Raw genomic sequence first — 26,277 nt, 5'->3', positions numbered from 1 at the left:
CAGATGGAAATCACTCTCTCCAAGAGTCTGTTGATCGCGGTGGTGCTCGCACCGCTGTTCGGCAGCATCATCGCCGGCCTGTTCGGTCGCCAGGTGGGGCGCAAGGGCGCCCAGTACGCCACCATCCTGGGCGTGGCGGTCAGCTGCGCACTGTCGCTGCATACCCTGTACCAGCTGCTGTGGGGCGGGGCGCAGCCGTTCAACCAGAACATCTACACCTTCTTCGAAGTCGGCCAGTACGCCGCGCATGTCGGTTTCATGGTCGACCGCCTGACCGCGATGATGATGGTGGTGGTGACCTTCGTGTCGCTGCTGGTGCACATCTACTCGATCGGCTACATGGCCGATGACGATGGCTACCAGCGCTTCTTCAGCTATATCTCGCTGTTCACCTTCTCGATGCTCACCCTGGTGATGAGCAACAACTTCCTGCAGCTGTTCTTCGGCTGGGAAGCGGTGGGCCTGGTGTCGTACCTGCTGATCGGTTTCTACTTCAAGAAGCCCAGCGCGATCTTCGCCAACATGAAGGCGTTCCTGGTCAACCGCGTGGGCGACTTCGGCTTCCTGCTCGGTATCGCCGGCGTACTGTGGGTGTTCGGCACCCTGGACTACGCCACCGTGTTCGCCAATGCGCCGCTGCTGAACGACCCCAATGCGCTGATCCAGGTGTGGTCGGGTTCGATCAACCTGTTCGGCCATCCGGTGCAGGTGCTGAGCGAGCCGGTGATCTGGTCGATCGCCACCCTGATCTGCATCTGCCTGTTCATCGGTGCGATGGGCAAGTCGGCGCAGGTGCCGCTGCACGTGTGGCTGCCCGATTCGATGGAAGGCCCGACCCCGATCTCGGCGCTGATCCATGCTGCGACCATGGTCACCGCCGGCATCTTCATGGTGACCCGCATGTCGCCGCTGTTCGAGCTGTCGCAGACCGCGCTGAACTTCGTGCTGTTCATCGGCGCCACCACGGCCTTCTTCACCGGCCTGATCGGCATCGTGCAGAACGACATCAAGCGCGTGGTCGCCTACTCGACGCTGTCGCAGCTGGGCTACATGACCGTCGCCCTGGGTGTGTCGGCCTATTCGGGCGCGGTGTTCCACCTGATGACCCACGCCTTCTTCAAGGCGCTGCTGTTCCTGGGTGCCGGCTCGGTCATCATCGGCATGCACCACGAGCAGAACATGATGAAGATGGGCGGCCTGCGCAAGTACATGCCGATCACCCACATCACCATGTGGATCGGCACCCTGGCGCTGGTGGGCACGCCGTTCTTCGCCGGCTTCTACTCGAAGGACACCATCATCGAGGCGGCCGCGCTGCATGCCCACACCTCGGACAACTGGGTGGCGACCTACGGCTACTGGGCGGTGCTGGGCGGCGTGATCGTCACCAGCTTCTACAGCTTCCGCCTGCTGTTCCTGACCTTCTTCGGCAAGGAACGCTTCCGTGACGCGCATGACGACCACGGCCACGACGCCCACCACCATGGCGACGCGCATGGCCACGGCGCGCACGAGCCGCACGAGTCGCCGTGGGTGGTGACCCTGCCGCTGATCCTGCTGGCGATCCCGTCCATCCTGATCGGCTTCTTCACCATCGGCCCGATGCTGTTCGGCACCGGCTGGGACGGCCACGCCGCCGCCACCGGGATCCCCGGCCAGACCCTGTCGTTCTTCACCGGCATCGTCGATTTCTACGATCCGGCGCGCGACACCATCGCCGCGGTGGGCAGGGAGTTCTGGCACGGCTCGGTGGCCTACGCCCTGCACGGCATGATGATGCCGGCGTTCTGGCTGACGGTGGCCGGTTTCATCCTGGCCTGGGTGTTCTACATCTGGAAGCCCGAGCTGGCAGGCAAGTCCCGCAAGGCCCTGGCGCCGGTGGTATCGGTGCTGGAGAACAAGTACGGCTTCGACAAGCTGTGGATCGATGGTTTCGCCGGTGGCAGCGTCAAGCTTGGCAAGGCCGCCCGTGCCGTGGACAGCAACGTGGTGGATGGTGTGGTCAACGGCGCGGCCCGCGTGGTCGAGCTTGCCGCCAACCTGCTGCGCCGCACCCAATCCGGTTTCCTCTACCACTACGCCTTCGTGATGATCATCGGCCTGATCGCCCTGCTGGGCCTGCTGATGCATTTCTCGCGTTGACCTGTACGGAATAAGAAGACGTGTCGAACTGGCCCCTACTCAGTATCCTCATCTGGCTGCCGATCCTCGGCGGTGCGTTGATTCTTGCCGTGCGCAACGCCCAGGCTGCCCGCTGGGCGTCCCTGGCGGTGGCACTGCTCACCTTCCTGTTGAGCCTCGGCCTGCTCACCGGCTATGACCGCACCGCCGCCGAGGTGATGCAGTTCGTCGAGCAGCATCCGTGGATTCCTGCCTACGGCATCGGCTACAACCTGGCGGTGGACGGCATCGCCATCGCGCTGGTGCTGCTGACCACCCTGGTGGGCGTGCTGGCGCTGGTCGGCGCCTGGGGCGTGATCGACAAGCGCGTCAACCAGTACGTGGCCGCCTTCCTGATCCTGGAAGGCGTGACGGTGGGCATCTTCGCCGCCACCGACGCGATGCTGTTCTACGTGTTCTTCGAAGCCATGCTGATCCCGATGTTCCTGATCATCGGTGTCTGGGGTGGCCCGCGCCGCATCTATGCCGCGCTGAAGTTCTTCCTGTACACCTTCCTCGGCTCGGTGCTGATGCTGGTGGCGCTGATCTACCTGTACATCAAGGGCGGCAGCTTCCAGCTGGCCGACCTGTACCAGCTGCAGCTGTCGGCCAGGGAGCAGACCTGGGTGTTCTTCGCGTTCCTGATCGCCTTCGCGGTCAAGGTGCCGATGTTCCCGGTGCACACCTGGCTGCCGGACGCCCACGTGGAAGCGCCGACCGCCGGTTCGGTGATCCTGGCGGCGATCGCGCTGAAGATCGGCGGCTACGGCTTCCTGCGCTTCAACCTGCCGATCGTGCCCGATGCCAGCCACGAGTGGGCCTGGCTGGTGATCGCGCTGTCGCTGGTGGCGGTGATCTACGTCGGCCTGGTGGCGCTGGTGCAGGACGACATGAAGAAGCTGGTGGCCTATTCCTCGGTCGCGCACATGGGCTTCGTGACCCTGGGCACGTTCACCGCGCTGTGGCTGGTGCGCGAGGCCGGCAACGCCGATGCCGCCCGCCTCGGCCTGCAGGGTGCGATGGTGCAGATGGTCTCGCACGGTTTCGTGTCCGGCGCGATGTTCTCCTGCATCGGCGTGCTCTACGACCGCCTGCACACCCGTCGCATCGCCGACTACGGCGGCGTGGCCAACGTGATGCCGTGGTTCGCCGCATTCGCGCTGCTGTTCTTCATGGCCAACTCCGGCCTGCCGGGCACCAGTGGTTTCGTCGGCGAGTTCATGGTGGTGCTGGCCAGCTTCCAGTGGGAGCCGCTGGTGGCGCTGGCTGCGGCCACCACGCTGATCATCGGCGCGGCGTATTCGCTGTGGCTGTACAAGCGCGTGTTCTTCGGCGAGGTGGGCAACGCCCACGTGGCCGAGATGAAGGACATCAACGGGCGCGAATGGCTGGTGCTGGGTGTGTTCGCGGTCGGTACGCTGGCGCTTGGCGTGTATCCGCGTCCGCTGACCGAACTGATGGAGCCCTCCATCGCCAAGCTGGCGATGCAGATCGCATCGAGCAAGCTGCTGTAAGCGGCCCCGTCGAGAGTATTGATTCCAGGATTTGATGATGACAACGCCGACGCTACTGCCGTTGACCGCCGCCGACCTCCCGCCGTTGCTGCCAGAACTGGTGGTGATCGGCGGGGCCTTCGCCCTGCTGATCCTCGACCTGTTCATCAGCAACCGCCACAAGGTCTGGACCCACTTCCTGTCGGTCGCCATCCTTGCCGTTGCTTTCGCCATGCTGCTTGGCGGCGTGGGCGGGCAGGGCGAGGTGTTCCATGGCATGTTCATCCGCGACAACGCCGCCGACGTCATGAAGACGGTGGTGGTACTGGTCAGCGGCCTGACCCTGATCTATGGCTGGAGCTACCTGCGCGAGCGCAACCTGTACCAGGGCGAGATCGCGGTGCTGGTGCTGTTCGCCACCGCGGGCATGATGCTGCTGGTCTCCGCCGGCAGCCTGCTGATGGTCTACCTGGGGCTGGAGCTGCTGGCGCTGTGTTCCTATGCGCTGGTGGCCAGCAACCGCGACAACAAGCTGGCCGCCGAAGCGGGCATGAAGTACATCGTGCTCGGCTCGCTGGCCTCTGGCCTGCTGCTGTACGGCATGTCGCTGGTGTATGGCGCCACCGGTTCGCTGCACCTGGACGTGATCCATGCCGCCGCCACCCAGTCGGACGAGCGTGTGCTGCTGCTGACCGGCGCGGTGTTCATGGTCGCCGGCGTCGCCTTCAAGCTGGGTGCCGCGCCGTTCCACATGTGGCTGCCGGACGTCTACCAGGGTGCGCCGGCGCCGATCGCGCTGTTCATCAGTTCGGCCCCGAAGCTGGCGGCGTTCGGCATGGCCTATCGCCTGCTCGAAGCCGGCGTCGGCCCGTTGTCGAGCGAGCTGCAGTACGTGCTCGCCGGCCTTGCCGCGCTGTCGCTGGTGGTGGGTAACCTGATGGCCATCGCCCAGGTCAACCTCAAGCGCATGCTGGCCTATTCGACGGTCTCGCACATCGGCTTCCTGCTGATGGGCGTGGCCGGCGGCGGCGCCGCCGGCTATTCGTCGGCGATGTTCTACGCCGTGGCCTACGCGATCATGTCCACCGCCGCTTTCGGCGTGATCGTCGCGCTGTCGCGCTCGGGCTTCGAGGCCGAGAGCATCGACGACTTCAAGGGCCTGAATGCGCGCAATCCGTGGATGGCCGGGCTCATGCTGTGCGCCATGTTCTCGTTGGCCGGCATCCCGCCGTTCCTGGGCTTCTGGGCCAAGCTGGCGGTGCTGGGCGCGGCGGTCAACGGTGGCCTGCTGTGGCTTGTGATCCTGGGCGTGATCAGCGCGGTGGTGGGCTGCTTCTACTACCTGCGCGTGGTCAAGGTCATGTACTTCGACGAGCCGGTGGGCGAGCCGCTGCCGCGCAACAATGACCGTCTCCTGGGCATCGTGCTGGGCGTGAACTGCGTGGCGCTGCTGGTGCTGCCGGTGGCCTTGGGGCCGCTGCTGGCCTGGATGCGCAACGCATTTGCTCATTTGTCATAAAAAGCGATACAAAACGGCGCGATTCATGTAATATGCGCGCACTGAGTTGAGGGCGGTACCGGCAAGCCGGTATCGCCGGGCCATCGCAGGATGGTCAGCCGGAACGTGGAGCGTTCCGGGTTTCAGCGGAATCCCCGGATCCCCTGAAACAATGAAGTAAAAAAGACTTGCGGTAACGGTCCAATTACTTCATAATTCCGCTTCTGCTGCGGGGTGGAGCAGTCTGGCAGCTCGTCGGGCTCATAACCCGAAGGTCGCAGGTTCAAATCCTGCCCCCGCTACCAGTTCCGGCCTTCTTCAACATCTGTTGTGGAAGGCTGAATCTGGGCTCGCAGGAACGATTGCTTCCGTTCCTGCAACCGGAATCCAGTCACCGGATTCATACCGGACAAAGGGCCCAGTCGGGCCCTTTGTTGTTTCCGCAAAACGAAAAGTCCGGCCGGTTCTTCCCGTTTCCCATTACCCAAATCAAGGCAGGCTGTGAGCGACAAGGCTACTGAAATCGCGAATCTGCTGGGCCCCACCGTGCAGGCGTTGGGCCTGGATCTGCTGGGCGCCGAGTATCTGCCGGCGCCGGGCGGCGCCACGCTGCGTCTGTACATCGACGTGCCGCTGGCCGAGCAGCCCGAACGCGTGGTCAACATCGACGACTGCGAGCGGGTGAGCCGCGAGGTCTCCGCGCAGCTGGACGTCGAGGATCCGATCAGCGGCAACTACACGCTGGAGGTGTCTTCGCCGGGCGTGGACCGGCCGCTGTTCACCCTGGAGCAGTTCGAGCGCCACCTGGGCGAGTCGGCCAAGGTCGGGCTGAAGCTGCCGCAGGAGAACCGGCGCCGCCTGCAGGGCGAGATCGCCGCGGTGGATGCCGATGCCGGCACCGTGACCTTCGTGGTCGATGGCAAGCCGTTCGTGGCGGCTTTCGACAATATCGACAAGGCGCGCATCATTCCGGACTGGGCCGCGCTTGGCCTGGCTCCGACCAAACCGACCGGCCCGGCCCCCAGGCAGGGGAGCGCGGCCAGGAACAAATCCAATAACGAAACCGCGGCCCGCAAGCCGCGCGCGGAGTAAGCCGATGAGCAAGGAACTTCTGCTGGTAGTCGACGCGGTCGCCAATGAGAAAGGCGTGCCGCGCGAAGTGATCTTCGATGCGATCGAGGCGGCGCTCGCCTCCGCGGCCAAGAAGCGCTATGTGGACCAGGACGTGCTCGCGCGCGTTTCGATCGACCACAAGGACGGCAGCTACGAGACTTTCCGCCGCTGGGAAGTCGTGGCCGACGACGTGGTGATGGAGTCGCCGGACCGCCAGATCCGCCTGATGGACGCGATCGAGGAGGCCGACGGCGTCGAGGTCGGCGACTATATCGAGGAGCAGATCGAGAACCCGGACTTCGGGCGCATCGCCGCGCAGGCCGCCAAGCAGGTGATCGTGCAGCGCGTGCGCGAGGCCGAGCGCCAGCAGGTCGTGGACGCGTGGAAGGACCGTGTCGGCGAGCTGGTGACCGGTGTGGTCAAGCGTGCCGAGCGCGGCAACATCTACGTCGACCTGGGCGGCAACGCCGAGGCGTTCATCCCCAAGGACAAGGGCATTCCGCGCGACGTGCTGCGCGCCGGCGACCGCGTGCGCGGCTACCTGGCCGAGGTGCGTTCGGAGCCGCGCGGCCCGCAGCTGTTCATCAGCCGCGCCGCCCCCGAGTTCATGATCGAGCTGTTCAAGCTGGAAGTGCCGGAAGTCGGCCAGGGGCTGGTCGAGATCAAGGCCTGCGCCCGCGACCCGGGTGACCGCGCCAAGATCGCGGTCATCGCCCACGACAGCCGCACCGATCCGATCGGCGCCTGCATCGGCATGCGCGGTTCGCGCGTGCAGGCGGTGAGCAACGAGCTCAACGGCGAGCGCGTGGACATCGTGCTGTGGAACGAGAACCCGGCCAATTTCGTCATCAACGCGATGGCGCCGGCCGAGGTGCAGTCGATCATCGTCGATGAGGAAAAGCACTCGATGGACCTGGCCGTGGCCGAAGAGCGCCTGGCCCAGGCGATCGGCAAGGGCGGCCAGAACGTGCGCCTGGCCAGCCGCCTGACCGGCTGGCAGCTCAACGTCATGACTCAGGACCAGGTCGCCGCCAAGTCGGAGGCCGAGCAGGCCGTCGCCCGCCAGCTGTTCATGGACAAGCTGGAAGTGGACGAGGAAATCGCCGGCATCCTGGTCAGCGAGGGCTTCAGCACCGTCGAGGAAATCGCCTACGTGCCGATCGGCGAGCTGCTGGCGGTGGAGGGCTTCGACGAGGACATCGTCGAGGAACTGCGCGCCCGCGCCCGCGACGCACTGCTCAACGAGGCGCTGGCGGTGGAAGAGGGCGCCGAGGAAGGCGTGCCGGCGGCGGACCTGCTGGCGCTGCCGGGCATGGACGAGGCCACGGCCTATGCGCTGGCCGGGAACGGCGTGCGCACCAGCGAGGACCTGTCGGACCTGGCGGCCGACGAAGTCCTGGAGTTCGGCATCGAGGGCATGGACCTGGAGCGCGCCGCGGCGCTGGTCCTGGCCGCCCGCGCCGAGGAGATCGCCCGTCTGGAGCGCGGCGAATGAGCCAGCGATGAACAGGGCCCTGAGCCGCTCAGGGCGTAGACTCCGCGCTGCCTTCGTCCGTATCGAGGGGGCGCCAACAAGATCATAGGATCCGAATGTCGCAGCAAACCACCATCCGCAAGCTCGCCCAACTGGTCAACACGCCGGTGGAGAAACTGCTGGAACAGCTGGCCCAGGCCGGCATGAAGTTCAGCGGTCCCGACCAGGTCGTGACCAGCGCCGAGAAAGTGAAGCTGCTCGGTTTCCTTCGCCGTTCCCACGGCAAGGACGAGCAGGTCGCCGACGAGGCTGACGCCGCGCCGAAGAAGATCACCCTGAGCCGCCGTACGCAGCAGGAAGTGACCGTCAACGCCGGCCGCAGCAAGACCACGGTCAACGTCGAGGTGCGCCAGAAGCGTACCTACGTCAAGCCGGCCGCCGGCGCGCCGATGGATGCGGATGCCGAGCGCGCCGAGATCCTGCGCAAGCTCGAGGAGTCGCGCCAGCGCAATCTCGAGGAGCAGCGCATGCTCGCCGAGAAGGACCGCGCGCGCGCCGAGCAGATCGCCCAGCAGAAGGCGGCCGAAGAGGCCGAGCGACTGCGTGCCGAGGCCGAGCGCAAGGCCGCCGAGGAGGCCGCGCAGGCCGCCAAGGCGCCGCCGCGCGCCGCCGAGGACGAGGATGACGAGCCGGTGGTGAAGAACGTGCGCCATGCGCCTTCGCCGAGCCGTCCGCACGCCGCGCGCGACGATCGCGCCGCGCATGCCAAGCCGGGCAGCAAGGCGCGTGGCCCGCAGTCGTCCGACGACAATGGCGGCAACCGCTTCGGCGGCCAGCTGCACCTGTCGCCGTCCGACCGCGCGCGCCGCGGCGGCAACAACAGCAATTCCCGCGGCCGTCCGGGCGCGCGCGCGCCGCAGGGCCGCCGTGGCGCCGAGCAGTCGCGCGGCGGTGGTGGCAACCATGGCTTCGAGCGTCCGACCGCGCCGGTCGTGCGCGAGGTCGCCATCGGCGACACCATCACCGTGGCCGACCTGGCGCAGAAGCTCGCGCTGAAGGGCGGCGAGGTGGTCAAGGCGCTGTTCAAGATGGGCGTGATGGCCACCATCACCCAGTCCATCGACCATGACACCGCGGCGCTGGTGACCGAGGAACTCGGGCACAAGGCGGTACGTGCCGGCAACAACGATGCCGAGGACGCGCTGCTGGCCATCACCGATGCCGACCAGGGCGACGCCGTGCCGCGTCCGCCGGTGGTCACCATCATGGGCCACGTCGACCACGGCAAGACCTCGCTGCTGGATTACATCCGCCGCACCAAGGTCGCCAACGGCGAAGCCGGCGGCATCACCCAGCACATCGGCGCGTACCACGTGGAAACGCCCAAGGGCGTCATCAGCTTCCTCGACACCCCCGGCCATGCCGCGTTCACCTCGATGCGTGCCCGCGGTGCGCAGCTGACCGACGTGGTGGTGGTGGTGGTGGCGGCCGACGACGGCGTCATGCCGCAGACCCGCGAAGCCATCCAGCACGCCCGCGCGGCCAACGCGCCGATCGTGGTGGCGATCAACAAGATCGACAAGTCGTCCGCCGATCCGATGCGGGTCAAGAACGAACTGCTCGCCGAGCAGGTCGTGGCCGAGGACTTCGGTGGCGACACCCAGATGGTGGAGATCTCGGCCAAGACCGGCCAGGGCATCGACGACCTGCTGGATGCGATTTCGCTGCAGGCCGAAGTGCTGGAGCTGAAGGCCGTGGCCGAAGGCCGCGCCAGCGGCGTGGTCATCGAATCCTCGCTGGACAAGGGCCGTGGCCCGGTCGCGACGGTGCTGGTGCAGCAGGGTCAGCTCAAGAAGGGCGACTACCTGGTGTGCGGCATCCAGTACGGCCGCGTGCGTGCGCTGTTCGACGAGACCGGCCGCCAGGTGGCCGAGGCCGGCCCGTCGATCCCGGTGCAGGTGCTGGGCCTGTCCGGCGTGCCGGATGCCGGCGACGACTTCGTGGTCGTCGACGACGAGCGCCTGGCCAAGGACGTGGCGCAGCAGCGCGAGACCAAGCGTCGCGAGTCGCGCCTGGTCGCCAGTGCCGGCAGCCGCATGGAAGACATCATGGCGCAGATGGGCAAGGGCGAAGGCCAGCAGGTGCTGAACCTGCTGATCAAGGCCGACGTCCAGGGTTCGGTGCAGGCGCTGAGCCAGTCGCTGGTGGGGCTGTCCAACGACGAGATCCGGATCAACGTGATCCACTCCGGCGTGGGCGGCATCACCGAATCGGACGCCAACTCGGCGGTGGCCTCCAAGGCCACGGTCATCGGCTTCAACGTGCGTGCGGACGCTTCGGCCCGTCGCATCATCGAATCCAACGGCGTCGACCTGCGCTACTTCTCGATCATCTATGACGTGATCGACCAGGTGAAGCAGGTGGCTTCGGGCCTGCTGGGCGTGGAAATCCGCGAAGAGATCATCGGCATCGCCGAGGTCCGCGACGTGTTCCGCAGCTCCAAGTTCGGCGCGGTCGCCGGCTGCATGGTGGTCGAGGGCGTGGTCAAGCGGAACAAGCCGATCCGCGTGCTGCGCGACAGCGTGGTGGTGTTCGAGGGCGAACTGGAATCGCTGCGCCGCTTCAAGGAGAACGTGGACGAGGTCCGCAACGGTACCGAGTGCGGTATCGGCGTGAAGGCCTACAACGACGTCAAGGCGGGCGACCAGATCGAGTGCTTCGAGCGCATCGAAGTGCCGCGCACCCTGTAATGACGCCGTACCGGCCGGCCCGCGCGACGCGGGCCGGCCGCGTTTTCCCCGCAACAACCAGACGAGCGAGATTCCGTGCCCAAGACTTTCCACCGTACCGACCGAGTTTCCGCGCAGATCCGCCGTGATCTGGGCACGCTGGTGCATGCCGCCGTGCGCGAGCATGGCCTGCCATCGGTCAGTGTCTCGGACGTGGAGGTCACCCGCGACATGGCCCATGCCAAGGTGTTCGTCACCGCGCTGATGCCGGAGCGTTCGGTCGAGGCGGTCAAGGGCCTGCGCGAACTGGCCGGCGAGCTGCGCATGGGCCTGGCCCGGGCGATGAAGCTGCGCCACGTGCCGGAGCTGCATTTCCATTACGACGATTCGGTGGACCGCGGCGAACGCATCGACAACCTGCTGCGCGACCTGCCGGATGTGCAGTCGGCGCAGCCCGGCACCGATGGCGAGGAAGGCGAGAAGGCCTGAGCGTTCGAGCGTGTGTCTTCTCCCGGCGGTAAGTGTCCTCCGGGGGATGGATGCGAGCGAGGCGGGCGGGGGGCGACCGCGGTGTTTCGCGGCCGCGGCAGCCCATGGCGCAAGCGGCTGGTTCCGCTCACGCGCAAGCAGCGGGTTACCTTTCTTCGCCCGTGCAGACATAGGTTGTCCAGAGCGGCGCTCTGCCATTGCTGGCTGGCAAGCACGCCCTGCCAGCGCGCCCGGCGTGTTGCGCGCCACGGGCCGCTGCGCCGAATGGGATTGCCCGCCGGGACATCCGTGTCTCTTCCAGAACCGGCGCCATCCCTGCGTGCCGGCCAGCGGGTTTGTCCGCGGCTGGGCCGCTGTGGAAGGACGCCCCAAGATCCAAGGCCGCAAGGCCACTGCAACCGCAGCAACAAGGCAGACCGAGGCAGAACTAATGCGCCCCCGTATCCAATTCCGCCGCCTGGATGGCATCGTCCTGCTCGACAAGCCTGCCGGCATGAGCTCCAACACCGCGCTGCAGGTGGCACGGCGGCTGTTCCGTGCCGAGAAGGGCGGGCATACCGGCAGTCTCGACCCACTGGCCACCGGGCTGCTGCCGTTGTGCTTCGGCGAGGCGACCAAGATCGCCGGCCTGCTGCTGGGCTCGGCCAAGGCCTATGACGCGCAGATCGCGCTGGGCACGACCACCGATACCGACGATGCCGACGGTGCGGTGTTGCGGCAGCGTCCGGTCCCGGCGCTCGACCCGCAGGCGCTGCGCCAGGCACTGGCGCCGCTGACCGGGCACATCCGCCAGCGCGCCCCGATCTACTCGGCGCTGAAGCAGGGCGGCGAGCCGCTGTATGTGAAGGCGCGCCGCGGCGAGGCCATCGAGGCGCCCGAGCGCGAGGTCCACGTGCAGGCGATCGAGGTCCTGGACCAGCAACCTGAATGGCTGCGGCTGCGGGTGACCTGCGGCTCGGGCACCTATATCCGCAGCATCGCCCGCGACCTAGGCGAAGCGTTGGGCTGCGGTGCCCACATCACCGCACTGCGGCGGCTCTGGGTGGAGCCGTTCCTGGCGCCGCGCATGATCGGCCTGGACGCACTGCGCGAGCTGGCCGAAGCCGGTGACGACGCGGCGCTGTTGGAATGGCTGCTGCCGCTGGAGGCGGGGCTGGGCCATTTCGGCCGGGTCGAGCTGGATGCCCCGCGCGCGCAGCGCTTCTGCATGGGCCAGCGCCTGCGGGAGCCGGCGTGGCCGCGCGGACAGGTGGCGGTGTTCGCCGACGACGGCAAGGCCCTGGGGCTGGGGCAGGTGGATGCGGCCGGCATGCTGGCGCCGCAGCGCCGTTTCAACCTCTGACCCGTCGCGCCCGGCAGGGGCGCCGATACAGGTTGCGCCTTGTGGCCGCAGGCGCGGATCGTTACAATTCTGCGGCCCTTTGCCGGGCACCGGTCCGCCGTCGGCGGGCCGCCTTCCTTAAACGGCGAGCTGCGCGGTGCGTCATCAGCACGTTCCTGCCGGCCACGCATCCAGAGAAGACATCATGTCGATCGACACCCAGAAAGTTATTGAAGACAACAAGCGCGGCGCCAACGACACCGGTTCGCCGGAAGTCCAGGTGGCCCTGCTGACCGCCCGCATCGAGCAGCTGACCGAACACTTCAAGGTCCACAAGAAGGACCACCACAGCCGCCGCGGCCTGCTGCAGCTGGTCAACCGCCGCCGCAGCCTGCTCGACTACCTGAAGAAGAAGGACGTCGAGCGCTACAAGGGCCTGATCGAAAAGCTTGGCCTGCGTCGCTAAGCAACAATCCCCCCGCGGCGCAGCGATGCGCCGCGGTTTTGTTTTTGCAGTTCAGCAACATCTCCAGGGCCGGAACTCCGGCCGCCCGCCGGTGACAAGGGTCGCCGACGGTCCATTCGCAGACAGCATCCCCAAGGACACCCTCCGTGGCAAAAATCACCAAAACCTTCCAGTACGGCAAGCACACCGTCACGCTTGAGACCGGCGAAGTCGCCCGCCAGGCCAGCGGCGCCGTCATCGTCAAGATGGACGACACCGTGCTGCTGGTCACTGCCGTCGCCGCCAAGAGCGCGCGCGAAGGCCAGGACTTCTTCCCGCTGACCGTTGATTACCAGGAAAAGTTCTACGCCGGTGGCCGCATCCCGGGTGGCTTCTTCAAGCGCGAAGGCCGCGCCACGGAGAAGGAAACGCTGATCTCGCGCCTGATCGACCGTCCGATCCGCCCGCTGTTCCCGGAAGACTACAAGAACGAAGTGCAGATCATCGCCACGGTGATGTCGCTGAACCCGGAAGTGGACGGTGACATCCCGGCCCTGATCGGCGCCTCGGCGGCGCTGGCACTGGCCGGCACCCCGTTCAAGGGCCCGATCGGCGCCGCCAAGGTCGGCTACAAGAACGGCGAGTACATCCTCAACCCGACCGTGTCGGAGCTGAAGGAATCGCAGCTGGAACTGGTCGTTGCCGGTACCGCCAACGCCGTGCTGATGGTCGAGTCCGAGGCCGCGCTGCTGTCCGAGGACGTGATGCTGGGCGCGGTGACCTTCGGCCACCGCGAGATGCAGAAGGTCATCAACGCGATCAACGAACTGACCGTCGAAGCCGGCACCAAGCCGAGCGACTGGGTCGCCCCGGCCAAGAACGAGGCGCTGATCTCGGCGCTGAAGGAAGCCATCGGCGGCAAGCTGGCCGACGCCTTCCAGGTGCGCGACAAGCTGCAGCGCCGCGACGCCATCGCCGCGATCAAGAAGGACGTGACCGAGCAACTGGCCGGCCGCGTCGCCGCCGAGGGCTGGAACCCGGCCGAACTGGCCAAGGAGTTCGGCGAGCTCGAGTACCGCACCATGCGTGATTCGGTGCTGGACACCAAGGTCCGCATCGACGGCCGTGCCCTGGACACCGTGCGCCCGATCACCGTCAAGGCCGGCGTGCTGCCGCGTACCCACGGTTCGGCGCTGTTCACCCGCGGCGAGACCCAGGCCATCGTCGTCACCACCCTGGGCACCGCCCGCGACGGCCAGATCATCGATGCCGTCTCCGGCGAGTACAAGGAAAACTTCCTGTTCCATTACAACTTCCCGCCGTACTCGGTGGGTGAGTGCGGCCGTTTCGGCGCGCCGAAGCGTCGCGAGATCGGCCACGGCCGCCTGGCCAAGCGCGGCGTGCTGGCGGTGATGCCGACCATCGAGGAATTCCCGTACACCATCCGCGTGGTGTCGGAGATCACCGAATCCAATGGTTCCTCGTCGATGGCCTCGGTGTGCGGCTCCTCGCTGGCGCTGATGGATGCCGGCGTGCCGGTCAAGGCGCCGGTGGCGGGTATCGCCATGGGCTTGGTGAAGGAAGACGACCGTTTCGTCGTGCTGAGCGACATCCTGGGTGACGAAGACCACCTGGGCGACATGGACTTCAAGGTCGCCGGTACCTCCGAAGGCGTGTCCGCGCTGCAGATGGACATCAAGATCGAAGGCATCACCGAAGAGATCATGAAGCAGGCGCTGGAGCAGGCCAAGGCCGGCCGCCTGCACATCCTCGGCGAGATGGCCAAGGCGCTGACCGCGCCGCGCGAGGAGCTGAGCGATTACGCGCCGCGCCTGCTGACCATCAAGATCCACCCGGACAAGATCCGCGAAGTGATCGGCAAGGGCGGTTCGGTGATCCAGGCGATCACCAAGGAAACCGGCACCCAGATCGACATCCAGGACGACGGCACCATCACCATCGCCTCGGTGAACAACGCCGCCGCGCAGGAAGCCAAGCGCCGCATCGAGCAGATCACCTCGGACGTCGAGCCGGGCCGCATCTACGAAGGCAAGGTCGCCAAGATCATGGACTTCGGTGCGTTCGTCACCATCCTGCCGGGCAAGGACGGCCTGGTGCACGTCTCGCAGATTTCCAGCGAGCGCGTGGAGAAGGTCGGCGACAAGCTGAAGGAAGGCGACGTGGTCAAGGTCAAGGTGCTGGAAGTGGACAAGCAGGGCCGCATCCGCCTGTCGATGAAGGCCGTCGAGGAAGGCGAGGGCGCCCCGGCCGAATAAGCCCGGGTACCTGTGCTGCATCCGGAAAAGCGGGCCTCTGGCCCGCTTTTCTTTTGCGCGGTTTCCGCGGCGGCGTTTTCCTGCAGGCCCGACGCTGCGGGCTGGCCCAAGCCACGGCACGGCATTTCCTGCATCGTGGATGCGTGACCGGCCTACGGCGGGCGCGCCATCGCCCGGGCAGCATGGGGGCGGGCTGGCGGAAGGGGATGGGCCGTGTGCAAGCGACGCCGCGACTGGATTCGGGCGCTGCGCCCTGCCACCGGTACGCGGGCTTGCCCGCGCTTGGGCAAGGCTGCCGCGGCCTGCTTTCTGGCCGGCGTCGGCATGATGCTGTGGATGCCGGGGTTGCCGCCGCCCGGGGTGCGCTGGAGCGCGCTGCTGGCCGGGCTGGCACTCTGGGCGGCGGGCCGTGCACCGTGCTGTGGGGCGTTGCTGGCAGGGGCCGGCTGGGCGGCGCTGCAGGCCGGCTGGGCGCTGCAGGCGCAGCTGCCGCCGGCGCTGGAACGCAGCGTGGTGTCCGTCGCCGGCACCGTGGCGTCGCTGCCGGAAGTGGAGCCCAGGCGGACGCGCTTCCGGTTCCGGGTCGATGGCGACGCGGCCCAGCCTGACGCACTGCGCGGACGGCTGCTGCAGTTGGCCTGGTACGACGATTTCGGGAGCACCCGACCGGGCCCCCGGTTGGCGCTGCAGGCCGGCGCCCGCTGGCGGTTCCAGGTGCGGGTGCGGGCCCCCCGCGGGCTCGCCAACCCCGGCGGGTTCGACGCCGAGCGCAATGCATTGGCCCGGCGGATCGCCGCTACCGGGCTGGTGGTGAGCGGCAGCGGGCGGCGACTGGCGCCCCCGCGTGGGATCGATGCCTGGCGCGAACGCATCGCCGGGCGGATCGACGCTGCCATCGAAACCCCGGCCTCGCGCTACGTACGAGCGTTGGCCGTGGGCGATACCCGGGCGCTGGACGAGGGCGATTGGCACATGCTGCGCGCCACCGGCCTGACCCATCTGATCGCGATTTCAGGCTTCCACGTCGGCATGGTCGCCGGCTTCATCGCCCTGGCCGCCTCCGCGGCCTGGTGGTTGCTTCCCTGGCTGGGGCGGTATTGCCCGCGTTCCCATGCCGCGGCCCTCGCCGCGGTGGCCGGGGCCGTCGGCTATGCGGCCGTGGCCGGTTTCGCCCTGCCCACGGTGCGCACGGTGCTGATGGTGGCCGTGGTGGCACTGGCCAGGCTGTGGCGCCGCCCGGCCAGCGTTTTCGGTGCGCTGGCGCTCGCCGCGCTGCTGGTGCTCGGCTGGGATCCGCTGGCGATGCTGACCGCCGGGTTCTGGCTGAGCTTCGCCGGCGTGGCCTGGCTGGCCTGGTGCCTTCCCGAACGCATGCACTGGCTGCGTGGCTTCCTGTCCGCGCAGTCGGTGGCAATGATAGGGTTGTTGCCGCTGACCGCGGTGCTGTTCGACCAGGCCTCGCTCGCCGGCCCGCTGGCGAATCTGCTGGCGATCCCGTGGTGGAGTCTGGTGGTGGTGCCGTTGGCCCTGCTGGGGACGGGGCTGGAGGCGCTGCTGGCGGGGGCCGGCAGCGGGCCGTGGCGCGCCTCGGCCTGGTGCTTCGAGCTGAGCTGGTCCGCGCTGTCGTGGCTGGGGGGCAGCCGCTTCGCCCTGTGGTGGCTGCCGGAGGCGGCCGGTCCCGCGTTGCCGCTCGCGCTGGCCGGCGCGGGCTGGCTGCTGCTGCCGCGTGCGATCCCGGGCAAATCACTGGCACTGCTGCTGTGGTTGCCGCTGCTGTGGCCGGGGCGTGAGCTTCCGCGGCATGGCGAGGTCGAGCTGGTGCTGCTCGACGTCGGCCAGGGGCTGGCGGTGCTGGTGCGTACCCGCGGCCACCGCCTGCTCTATGACGCCGGGCCGGCGGTGCGCGACGGTTTCGACGCCGGTGCGCGGGTGGTCGTGCCGGCGCTGCGCGCCCTGGGCGTGGGGCGGCTCGATGCGGTGGTCGTCAGCCATGGCGACAACGATCACGCCGGCGGCATCGCCGCCGTCCGCGCGGCGCTACCGGTCATGGCCTGGCATGCGCCGCCGGGTATGCAACCGTCGATACCGTCACGTGATTGCGTCGCCGGCCTGCGCTGGCAGTGGGATGGCGTGCAGTTCGAATACCTGCATCCGCCTGCCGGCTTTCCCTACCTGCGCAACGAGTCCAGTTGCGTGCTGCGGATACGTTCCGCTCATGGCGCGATGCTGCTGGCAGGGGATATCGGCGAGGTCATCGAGGCCGGCCTGGTGCGCCGGCAGCGCCCGGCGCTGCGGGCCGAGGTGGTCGTGGCCCCGCACCATGGCAGCGCCGGCTCGTCCCGGCCGGGATTCGTGGCGGCCACCGGCGCGCGCCTGGTGCTGCTGTCGGCCGGGCACGGCAACCGTTTCGGCCATCCGCGGGCGGAGGTGGTCGAGCGCTGGCAGGGGGCGGGGGCCGAGGTGCTGGCGACGCCGGCGAGCGGCGCGGTCAGGGTCTGGCTGGGGGCGCAGGGCCTGCAGGTGCGCGAGCGCCGGCCGTGGCGTCGTCGCCTGTGGGATGCTGCTGGGCGGGCGCGGGCGGCTGTTATCCTATCGGCGGATGAAAAGACGGCTGTCTTGCCGGAGGGTTGAAACGTGTGGGAACTGGTCAAGGCCGGCGGTTGGCCGATGGTGCCGCTGCTGCTGTTGGGCGTACTGGCTTTGGCGATTGTCCTGGAGCGCTTCTGGAGCCTGCGGCGTAACGAGGTGCTGCCGCCCGGGCTGGGGCAGGAAGTGCGCAACTGGGCCGCGCGCGGCAAGCTGGATGCTTCCCACATCGAATCGCTGCGCGCGAACTCGCCGCTGGGCGCGCTGCTGGCCGCGGCGCTGGAAGCCCGCAACCGCCCGCGCGACCAGATCCGCGAGCGCATCGAGGACACCGGCCGCCACCTGGTGCACCGGATGGGGCGTTACCTCAACGCGCTGGGTACCATCGCATCGGCCGGCCCGCTGCTTGGCCTGCTCGGCACGGTGATCGGCATGATCCAGATGTTCCTGGGCATCCTCGACCATGGCGTGGGCGACGTGAACCAGCTGGCCGGCGGTATCGGCAAGGCCCTGGTGTGCACCGCCACCGGCATGATCGTGGCCATCCCCGCGCTGATGTTCCACCGCTATTTCCGCGCGCGCGTGGACGGTTACGTGATCGAGATGGAACACGAAGCCGGCGCGCTGCTGGATACCCTGGACGGCCGCCCTGCGGTGATGGCCGCGGCCAAGCCGGCCGCGGCAGTGGCCAAGGCCTGACCCCGCATGCGCATCCGCAACGACCGGGCCCAGGAAGAGCCGCATATCGATCTGGTGCCGCTGATCGACGTGATCCTGGTGCTGATCATCTTCTTCGTGGTCACCACCACCTTCGACGCACGCTCCACCCTGCAGGTGCAGCTGCCGACCGCCAGCGACCAGCGCAATGCCGAGCCACCGCGCTCGCTCAGCGTGCTGGTCAATGCCGATGGCCGTTATTTCATCAACGACCGCGAGGTGCTGCGCACCGACGTGGAATCGGTGAAGCGGACCATCGTCCAGGTCGCCGGCGATGACCGCGGGCAGACCGTGCTGCTGCGCGCCGACGCGCGCACGCCGTACCAGGCGGTGGTCACCGTGCAGGACGCCCTGGGGCAGCTCGGCTTCCGCCGCATCGCCATCGCCACGGCACCGGAGGCGCAGCGATGAGCCTCAGCGAAACACCCTGGCAGACTTACCGGCGCCTGCTGGGGTTCGCGCAGCCCTACCGCGGGCTGCTGATGATGGCCGCACTGGGCATGCTGATCGAGGCCGCGGCCGGTGGTGGGTTCCTCATGCTGATGAGCCCCATCACCAACAACCTGGTGAATCCGAAGGACATCAACGGGTGGATGCCGCTGGCCATCATCGGCCTGTTCCTGCTGCGCGGCATCGCCGGTTACCTGACCGACATCGGCATGGGCAGGGCCGCGCGCAGCATCGCCCGCGACCTGCGCGTGCGGGTGCTGGACAAATACCTGCACCTGCCCGGACTGCAGTTCGATACCGAGCCGGTGCCGTCGATGCTGGTGCGGCTCGGTTCGGACAGCGACCAGGTGGCGCAGGCCGCGGTCGACGCCATGAAGGTGGTGCTGCAGCAATCCCTGCAGGTGCTGGTCTCGCTGGCGGCGATGCTGTGGTACAGCTGGCAGGTGACGCTGGCGATCTTCGTGCTGGCGCCGCCGCTGGCATGGGTGATGAACAAGGTGGCCAAGCGCTACCGGCGCATCAGCCACCGCATCCAGGAAAGTGGCGCGGAACTGCTGCAGGCCGCGGACCAGACCCTGTCCAGCCACCAGGAGGTGAAGATCTACGGTGCGCAGCGCAGCGAGCTGGCGCGCTACGGCGGCCTGGCCGACACCAACCTGAAGCTGGCGATGAAGGTGGAAGCCACGCGCAGCATCTCCTCTGCGATGGTGCAGTTGATCGGTGCGGTCGGCCTGGCGTCGCTGCTGCTGATCGCCGGCCACGAGGCCGCCGCCGGGCGCCTGTCGGTGGGCAACTTCGTGTCGATGATGCTGGCGATGATGACGATCATCCCCGCGCTCAAGCAGCTGACCAACGTGCAGAACATGACCCAGCGCGGCATCGCCTCGGCGCAGCGCCTGTTCGTGGTGCTCGATGCCCAGGACGAACCGGACGCGGGCACGCGCGGGCTGCAGCGGGCCGAGGGCCTGCTGGAATTCCGCGACGTCACCGCGCGCTACCCGGGCCAGGCCCGGCCGGCGATGGAGGGCGTCAGTTTCGTCGCCCGTCCCGGTACTGTGACGGCGATCGTCGGCCGCTCGGGCAGCGGCAAGTCGACCCTGATCAAGCTGATTCCGCGTTTCTACGAGCCCGAGTCCGGGCAGATCCTGCTCGATGGACATCCCGTGCAGGAGTACCGCCTGGCCGACCTGCGCCGGCAGATCGCGCTGGTCGGGCAGCAGGTTGTGCTGTTCGATGGCAGCATCGCCCAGAACATCGCCTACGGCGAACTGCAGGGCCGCAGCGCCGAGCAGCTGGAACAGGCCATCGCCGGCGCCAACGCGCGCGAATTCGTCGAGCAGCTGCCGCAGGGCGTGGATGCCCAGGTCGGCGCCAAGGGCGGGCGCCTGTCCGGCGGCCAGCGCCAGCGCCTGGCGATCGCCCGCGCCATGCTCAAGGATGCGCCGATCCTGATCCTGGACGAGGCCACCGCGGCACTGGACAACGAGTCCGAACGGCTGGTGCAGGATGCGCTGCAGCGGTTGATGCCCGACCGCACCACGCTGGTGATCGCGCACCGCCTGTCCACCATCGAGCATGCCGACCAGGTGCTGGTGATGGACCAGGGGCGGATCGTCGAGCGCGGCACCCACCAGGAGCTGCTGGCGCTGGGCGGGCTGTACGAACACCTCTACCGGATGCAGTTCCGGGAAAGGCAGGTCTGATGGCCGGCAAGGGAACGCAGACGCCGCCATGGTGGTATGACGGCGCCCCGGTGCCGTGGACGGCCCGCCTGCTGGCGCCGCTGTATGCCGCGGTCGCCGGCCTGCGCCGCGGGCTGTACCGCCGCGGCTGGCTGCGCGGCCGCCAGGTGCCGGTGCCGGTGATCGTGGTCGGCAACATCACCGCCGGCGGCACCGGCAAGACGCCGCTGACCATCGCGCTGGTCGAGCGCCTGCGCGAGGCAGGCTGGAAGCCGGGCGTGGCCAGCCGCGGTTACGGCCGCGACGATGCCGGCAGCGCCCGCTGGGTCACCCCGGAACTGGCGCCGGAACTGGCCGGCGACGAGCCGCTGCTGATCGCCTGGAAGACGGGCGTGCCGGTACGCGTGGACCGGGATCGCGTCGCCGCGGCGCGGGCGCTGCTCGAGGCCGGCTGCGACGTGGTGGTCTGCGACGATGGCCTGCAGCACTACCGGCTGGCGCGCGACATCGAGATCGAAGTGGTCGATGCGCAGCGGCGCTACGGCAACGGCCTGCTGATGCCGGCCGGCCCGCTGCGTGAACCGGTGGCGCGGGCGCGCGACTGCGATTTCCGGGTGGTCAACCTGGGCCAGGCCAGCGATGCCGGTGAGGTCCCGCCGGGGGCCGGGTTCGGTGAATGGACGATGCGCCTGCGCATCGACAGCGCCCGCCCGCTGCGTGGCGGGCGCGAGCGTTCGCTGCAGGGTTTCGCCGGGCAGCGGGTGCATGCCGTGGCCGGCATCGCCCATCCGCAGCGCTTCTTCCAGATGCTGCGCACCCGCGGCATCGGCGTGGTGCCGCATGCGTTCGCCGACCACCACCGCTACCAGGCATCGGACCTGTCCTTCGGCAGCGAGCTGCCGGTGCTGATGACCGAGAAGGACGCGGTGAAGTGCAAGGCGTTCGCCACCGACTGGCACTATGCGGTGCCGTTGCAGGCCGAACTGCCCGCAGCGTTCTGGGTCGCGCTGCTGGACCGCCTGGGCAAGCTGGCGCGGGCGTGATGCGTGCGCCGCGCGCGGCGGCGCCGGTGCAGGCCGCCGGCGGGCAGGGCTGGCGTGCGTGGCAAATGCGAACCCGGTCGAAGCCTGGCCATGCGGGCGTACGCCACGGCGGTGGCAACCCTTATCCTCAGCGGCGATTTCCGTCCCCGCGCGGGCATGCGCGTCGCGCCGAGCGGGGCCATCCAGTGCAGCCCGGAGCGGGCAAGGAGTACAGATGAACGTGGTTCCTGAATTCGTCGTGGCGATCCCGGCGCGCCATGCGTCCACCCGCCTGCCCGGCAAGCCCCTGGCCCTGCTGGCCGGGCAGCCGATGGTCGTGCACGTGGCGCGGCGCGCCCTGGATGCCGGCGCGCGCGAAGTGTGGGTGGCCACCGACGACCGGCGGATCGCCGACGCGCTCGATGGGCTGGACGGCATCCGCGTGGCGATGACCCGCGATGACCATGCGTCGGGCACGGACCGGCTGGCCGAATGCGCGCGCCACGCCGGCTGGGACGAGCGGGCCATTGTGGTCAACCTGCAGGGCGACGAGCCGTTCGCGCCGGCGGCCGGCATCCGCGCGGTGGCGGCGACGCTGGCGGCCAGCGACGCGCCGATGGCGACCCTGGCCACGCCGGTGGAGGACGCCGCGACCCTGTTCGACCCCAACGTGGTCAAGCTGGTGCGCAACGCGCGGGGCGATGCGCTGTACTTCAGCCGCGCGCCCATTCCCTGGCACCGCGACGCCTTCGCCCGCTCGACCGCGCAGTTGCCGCAGGCGCAATGGCTGCGCCATATCGGCATCTACGGCTACCGCGCCGGCTTCCTGCAGCAGTTCGCGGCGATGCCACCGGGGACACTGGAGCAGATCGAGTCGCTGGAACAGCTGCGGGTGCTGGAGGCGGGCTTCCGTATCGCCGTGGCGCTGTCGCCGGAGCCGTTCCCGCCGGGCATCGATACCCCGGAAGACCTGGCGCGTGCCGTCGCACGGCTGGAGGGCGCGCGTTGAAGCTGCTGGTGGTGTGCCTGGGCAACATCTGCCGCTCGCCGATGGGCGAGGGTGCCCTGCGCGCGCGGATCGCGCGTTCGCCGCTGGCTGGGCGGGTCGAGGTGGACTCGGCGGGTACCGCCGGCTGGCACCGCGGCAAGGTGCCGGATCCGCGGGCGGTGGCCTGCGCGCGCCGCCACGGGGTAGACATCTCCGGGCTGCGCGCGCGCCAACTGCAGCCCGCCGACTTCCTCCGTTTCGACCACATCCTGTGCGCGGACCCGGACAACCTGGACCAGGCCCGGGCGCTGGCGCCGCCGCAGGCGCGCGCCAGGGCCGCGTTGCTGCTGCCCTGGGCCGGGGTCACCAGCGCCAGCGCGGTGCCCGATCCCTATTACGGCGGCGAGGCGGATTTCGAGCACAGCTGGGCGCTGCTGGAGGCCGCGGCCGAGGCGGTGGTCAGGCGCCTGTCGGCCGCGCCCGACTCCGGCATAATCGGCCCATGAACGCTCAGCCTGCGATGGATCTTCCCAAGTCCGGCATCTGGCTCAATGCGGCGCCGTCCACGTTGCAGGACCACGCCGGCCGCCCGTTGGTGCTGGCCTTCGTCAACGCCGCCTCGGTCTGGTGCGTGCAGCGGCTGCTCGAGGTGCTGCAGTGGCAGGCGCGCAACCCCGGGCGCGTGCAACTGCTGGTGGTGCAGGTGCCGCGCTTCGATTTCGAACGTGAGCCGCAGCCGGCGCTGAAGCTGCTGCGCCGGCATGGCGTCGGCGCACCGATCCTGCTCGACGCGCAGTGGGAAACATGGCGCCGTTTCGGCATCGAGGCATGGCCGACGCTGCTGCTGATCGATGCCCAGGGCCAGGAACGCGAGCGCCTGGTGGGCGCCGCCGGCGACCTGGAGCGCAGCCTCAACGCGCTGTGCGAAGGACTGGCGCGGCCTGCCGACGAGGACCTGCGCGCGGTTGCGGAAACCAACGTGGAACCACGCCTGCCACTGCGCTTCCCCGCTGGCCTGGCGGCCAGCGCCGACCGGCTCTATGTCGCCGATACCGGCCACCACCGCATCCTCGAATGCACCCATGGCGGGCGCGTGCTGCGCCAGTTCGGCGTCGGCAGCGCGGACCTGGTCAACGGGCCGGCGGCCGAGGCGGCGTTCAACCGGCCGCATGGGCTGGCGCTAGAGCGCGAGATGCTCTACGTCGCCGATACCGGCAACCATGCCGTGCGTCGCATCCACCTGCCGAGCGGGCAGGTCGATACCCTGTGCGGCACCGGCCGCGCCGGCGATCCGGTGGCCGGCGTGCTGGCGCAGCCATGGGACAGTCCGCTGAGCCACCCGCTGGACATCGCCATCGCCGACAACCAGCTGCATATCGCCATGGCCGGTGACAACCACATCTGGAGCTACGACCTGGGCATCCGCGCGCTGCGCTGGCGCGCCGGCGCCGGTGCGCTGGAAGTGCGCGACGGCGGTGGGCATCTGGCCGCGTTCGCCCAGCCCTGCGGCGTGGTGGCGGTGCAGCAGGTGCTGTATGTCTGCGACGCGCTGGGGTCGGCGATCCGCTCGGTGCAGCTGCGCGGCGACGTGGTGCAGACCCTGGTGGGGCAGGGGCCGTGGGAGTTCGGCAACACCGATGGACCGCGCGCCCGCGCGCACCTGCAGTATCCGCAGGCCATCGCGATGGGCAGCGAATCGCCGCTGCTGTGGATCGCCGACGCCGGCAACGGCTGCCTGCGCATGCTGCGCCTGGGGGGCGGTGACCTGACCACCGTCGACCTGCCGCGGCGCCTGCACGGCCCGGCCGCGCTGGCGGTGGCCGCCGGCGCGGTGTGGATCGCCGAGACCGATGCCCATGCGATCCTGCGGTTCGACCCGGTCAGCGGCGAACTGGGCCACGTGCCGATCGAGGAATGAGCGGCACGGTGACAAGCGGGTTCGACGGCCGGGCGTACGCGGCGGCGCTGAGTACCGCGCCGGGCGTGTACCGCATGTACGCGGCCGACGACACGCTGCTGTACGTGGGCAAGGCCGGCGCGCTGCGCAAGCGCGTGGGCAGCTATTTCAACGGCTCGCCGAAGAGCCGGCGCATCATGATGATGCTTGCGCAGGTGGCGCGGATGGACGTGACCGTCACCCGCACCGAGGCCGAGGCGCTGCTGCTCGAGAACCAGCTGATCAAGTCGCTGGCGCCGCGCTACAACGTCTCCCTGCGCGACGACAAGACCTATCCGCAGGTGCTGCTCACCCGCGAGCAGTGGCCGCGCATCGCCCTGCATCGCGGTCCGCGCTCGGTGCCGGGACGCTATTACGGGCCGTATCCGGGCGTGGGTGCGGTGCGCGAGACGCTGAACCTGATGCACAAGCTGTTCAAGCTGCGCAGCTGCGAGGACAGCGTGTTCCGCAACCGCTCGCGGCCCTGCCTGCAGTACCAGATAGGCCGCTGCAGCGCGCCGTGCGTGGAGCTGGTGGCGCAGGCGGAGTACGACGAATCGGTACGCCGCGCGGCGTTGTTCCTCGAAGGCCGCAGCGACCAGCTGGCCGATGAACTGGTGCAGGCGATGCAGCAGGCCAGCGACGCCCTGGAGTTCGAGCGCGCCGCGCGCCTGCGCGACCTGGTCGCCTCGCTGCGCAGCATGCAGAACCGGCAGTACGTGGACGGCCGCGCCGCCGACCTGGACGTGCTGGCCTGCGCGACGCAGGGCGCCAGTGCGTGCGTGCTGCTGCTGGCCTTCCGCGATGGCCGCAACCTCGGCACGCGCGCGTTCTTCCCGCGCACCAACGGCGAGGACAGCGCCGAGGAAGTGCTGGGCGCGTTCGTGTCGCAGTACTACGCCGAGCACGCGCCACCGCCGGAAGTGCTGCTGGACCGCGAGATTCCCGACGCCGGGATGATCGAGGCGGCACTGGCCAGCGCCGCCGAGCGCAAGGTGGTTCTGAAATGGAACGTGCGCGGCGAGCGTGCCGGCTATGTCGAACTCGCCAGCCGCAACGCGCAGATCAGCCTGGTCAGCGAGCTCGACAGCCGTGGTGCGCAGCATGCGCGCAGCGAGGCGTTGCGGCAGATGCTGGGCCTGGCCGAACCGGTCCGGCGCGTGGAGTGTTTCGACATCAGCCACACCATGGGCGAGGCCACGGTGGCGTCGTGCGTGGTGTTCGACGCGGCCGGCCCGGTGCGCGCGCAGTACCGGCGCTACAACATCAGCGGCATCGAGCCCGGCGACGATTACGCGGCGATGCGCCAGGCCATCGACCGCCGCTTCCGGCGCGCGCTGGAGGCCGCGGAGATGGCGGCGCCGGACGCCGATGCCAGCGACGGCGGGCGTTCCCGCGCCGCGTCGCGCAGTGGCGACCTGCCGGCCTTGCCGGACGTGCTGCTGATCGATGGTGGCGCCGGGCAGCTCGCGCAGGCGCAGGCCGCGCTGGCCGACCTGGGGGTCGAGGGCGTGCTGCTGCTGGGCGTCGCCAAGGGCGTCGAGCGCCGCGCCGGCCACGAGGCGCTGGTGTTGCCCGACGGGCGCGAGATCCGCCCGGGCACGGCGTCGCCGGCGCTGCAGTTCATCCAGCAGGTGCGTGACGAAGCGCACCGTTTCGCGATCACCGGGCACCGTGGACGCCGGCAGAAGGCGCGCATGACCAGTCGGCTGGAGGATATTCCCGGCATCGGCCCGCGGCGCCGCGCCAGCCTGCTCAAGCATTTCGGTGGACTGGCCGGGCTGAAAGCGGCCGGCGAAGCCGAGATCGCGCGCGTGGAAGGCATCAATGCCGCCCTTGCAACGCGCATCTACGCTAACCTTCACGGACTGTCGATCCCGGATCCGGCAGCGGAGTAA

The 26,277-nt window shown here is 68.8% G+C and carries 19 protein-coding genes and 1 tRNA gene; all 20 read left to right on the top strand.

The genetic code is table 11. The features are described from left to right. The first annotated feature begins 3 nt into the window (after window positions 1–3). Window positions 4–2,142 (top strand): NADH-quinone oxidoreductase subunit L, encoded by a 2,139-nt coding sequence (gene nuoL, locus AC06E6_RS04750; protein WP_240211442.1) that lies wholly within the window; start codon window positions 4–6, stop codon window positions 2,140–2,142. A gap of 20 nt (window positions 2,143–2,162) precedes the next feature. After that, the gene (locus AC06E6_RS04745; RefSeq protein WP_104938573.1) at window positions 2,163–3,674 is read left to right on the top strand and encodes an NADH-quinone oxidoreductase subunit M; all 1,512 of its coding nucleotides are present in this window, start codon (window positions 2,163–2,165) and stop codon (window positions 3,672–3,674) included. Between the two features lie 37 nt (window positions 3,675–3,711). Then, on the top strand, window positions 3,712–5,172 hold the full coding sequence (gene nuoN, locus AC06E6_RS04740) for an NADH-quinone oxidoreductase subunit NuoN (RefSeq protein WP_104940172.1): 1,461 nt from the start codon (window positions 3,712–3,714) through the stop codon (window positions 5,170–5,172). Window positions 5,173–5,379: 207 nt separating this feature from the next. Then, a tRNA-Met gene (locus AC06E6_RS04735) sits at window positions 5,380–5,456 on the top strand. A 196-nt stretch (window positions 5,457–5,652) separates the two neighbouring features. Continuing rightward, complete coding sequence (rimP, locus tag AC06E6_RS04730; RefSeq protein ID WP_054664883.1) at window positions 5,653–6,243, top strand: ribosome maturation factor RimP; 591 nt, start codon at window positions 5,653–5,655, stop codon at window positions 6,241–6,243. A 4-nt stretch (window positions 6,244–6,247) separates the two neighbouring features. Beyond that, the gene (gene nusA, locus AC06E6_RS04725; RefSeq protein WP_161613139.1) at window positions 6,248–7,759 is read left to right on the top strand and encodes a transcription termination factor NusA; all 1,512 of its coding nucleotides are present in this window, start codon (window positions 6,248–6,250) and stop codon (window positions 7,757–7,759) included. Window positions 7,760–7,854: 95 nt separating this feature from the next. Next, window positions 7,855–10,488 carry a translation initiation factor IF-2 gene (infB, locus tag AC06E6_RS04720; protein WP_478060452.1) on the top strand — a complete coding sequence of 878 codons (2,634 nt, stop codon included), beginning with the start codon at window positions 7,855–7,857 and terminating at the stop codon, window positions 10,486–10,488. 75 nt (window positions 10,489–10,563) lie between these two features. Next, window positions 10,564–10,956, top strand: coding sequence for a 30S ribosome-binding factor RbfA (gene rbfA / locus AC06E6_RS04715; RefSeq protein WP_104938575.1), 393 nt, complete (start codon window positions 10,564–10,566; stop codon window positions 10,954–10,956). Window positions 10,957–11,386: 430 nt separating this feature from the next. Beyond that, the gene (truB, locus tag AC06E6_RS04710; RefSeq protein ID WP_478060450.1) at window positions 11,387–12,298 is read left to right on the top strand and encodes a tRNA pseudouridine(55) synthase TruB; all 912 of its coding nucleotides are present in this window, start codon (window positions 11,387–11,389) and stop codon (window positions 12,296–12,298) included. Between the two features lie 184 nt (window positions 12,299–12,482). Then, a complete protein-coding gene (gene rpsO / locus AC06E6_RS04705; RefSeq protein WP_104938577.1) occupies window positions 12,483–12,743 on the top strand; it encodes a 30S ribosomal protein S15 in 261 nt (86 codons plus the stop codon). Between the two features lie 146 nt (window positions 12,744–12,889). Next, window positions 12,890–14,998: a polyribonucleotide nucleotidyltransferase gene (pnp, locus tag AC06E6_RS04700; RefSeq protein WP_478060448.1), complete on the top strand. Its 2,109-nt coding sequence runs from the start codon at window positions 12,890–12,892 to the stop codon at window positions 14,996–14,998. Window positions 14,999–15,322: 324 nt separating this feature from the next. After that, on the top strand, window positions 15,323–17,629 hold the full coding sequence (locus AC06E6_RS04695; protein ID WP_478060446.1) for a ComEC/Rec2 family competence protein: 2,307 nt from the start codon (window positions 15,323–15,325) through the stop codon (window positions 17,627–17,629). Between the two features lie 3 nt (window positions 17,630–17,632). Further along, window positions 17,633–18,283: a MotA/TolQ/ExbB proton channel family protein gene (locus AC06E6_RS04690; RefSeq protein ID WP_478060445.1), complete on the top strand. Its 651-nt coding sequence runs from the start codon at window positions 17,633–17,635 to the stop codon at window positions 18,281–18,283. Between the two features lie 6 nt (window positions 18,284–18,289). Further along, the gene (locus AC06E6_RS04685; protein WP_313232994.1) at window positions 18,290–18,712 is read left to right on the top strand and encodes an ExbD/TolR family protein; all 423 of its coding nucleotides are present in this window, start codon (window positions 18,290–18,292) and stop codon (window positions 18,710–18,712) included. Continuing rightward, window positions 18,709–20,454 (top strand): lipid A export permease/ATP-binding protein MsbA, encoded by a 1,746-nt coding sequence (gene msbA / locus AC06E6_RS04680; protein WP_478060444.1) that lies wholly within the window; start codon window positions 18,709–18,711, stop codon window positions 20,452–20,454. Before AC06E6_RS04685 ends, msbA begins: the two co-directional genes overlap by 4 nt. After that, window positions 20,454–21,476 (top strand): tetraacyldisaccharide 4'-kinase, encoded by a 1,023-nt coding sequence (lpxK, locus tag AC06E6_RS04675; protein ID WP_313256148.1) that lies wholly within the window; start codon window positions 20,454–20,456, stop codon window positions 21,474–21,476. The genes msbA and lpxK overlap by 1 nt, the downstream gene beginning before the upstream one ends. A gap of 214 nt (window positions 21,477–21,690) precedes the next feature. After that, entirely contained in the window at window positions 21,691–22,464 is a 774-nt protein-coding gene (gene kdsB / locus AC06E6_RS04670) for a 3-deoxy-manno-octulosonate cytidylyltransferase (RefSeq protein ID WP_313232997.1), read from the top strand. Continuing rightward, window positions 22,461–22,949 carry a low molecular weight protein-tyrosine-phosphatase gene (locus AC06E6_RS04665; RefSeq protein ID WP_478060441.1) on the top strand — a complete coding sequence of 163 codons (489 nt, stop codon included), beginning with the start codon at window positions 22,461–22,463 and terminating at the stop codon, window positions 22,947–22,949. Before kdsB ends, AC06E6_RS04665 begins: the two co-directional genes overlap by 4 nt. After that, the gene (locus AC06E6_RS04660) at window positions 22,946–24,361 is read left to right on the top strand and encodes a hypothetical protein (protein WP_478060439.1); all 1,416 of its coding nucleotides are present in this window, start codon (window positions 22,946–22,948) and stop codon (window positions 24,359–24,361) included. The genes AC06E6_RS04665 and AC06E6_RS04660 overlap by 4 nt, the downstream gene beginning before the upstream one ends. Then, a complete protein-coding gene (gene uvrC, locus AC06E6_RS04655; protein ID WP_478060438.1) occupies window positions 24,358–26,277 on the top strand; it encodes an excinuclease ABC subunit UvrC in 1,920 nt (639 codons plus the stop codon). The genes AC06E6_RS04660 and uvrC overlap by 4 nt, the downstream gene beginning before the upstream one ends.

Source organism: Stenotrophomonas sp. Steno-Z10-HUANG (assembly GCF_056393075.1).
This window is presented reverse-complemented; position numbering and strand designations above follow the sequence as displayed.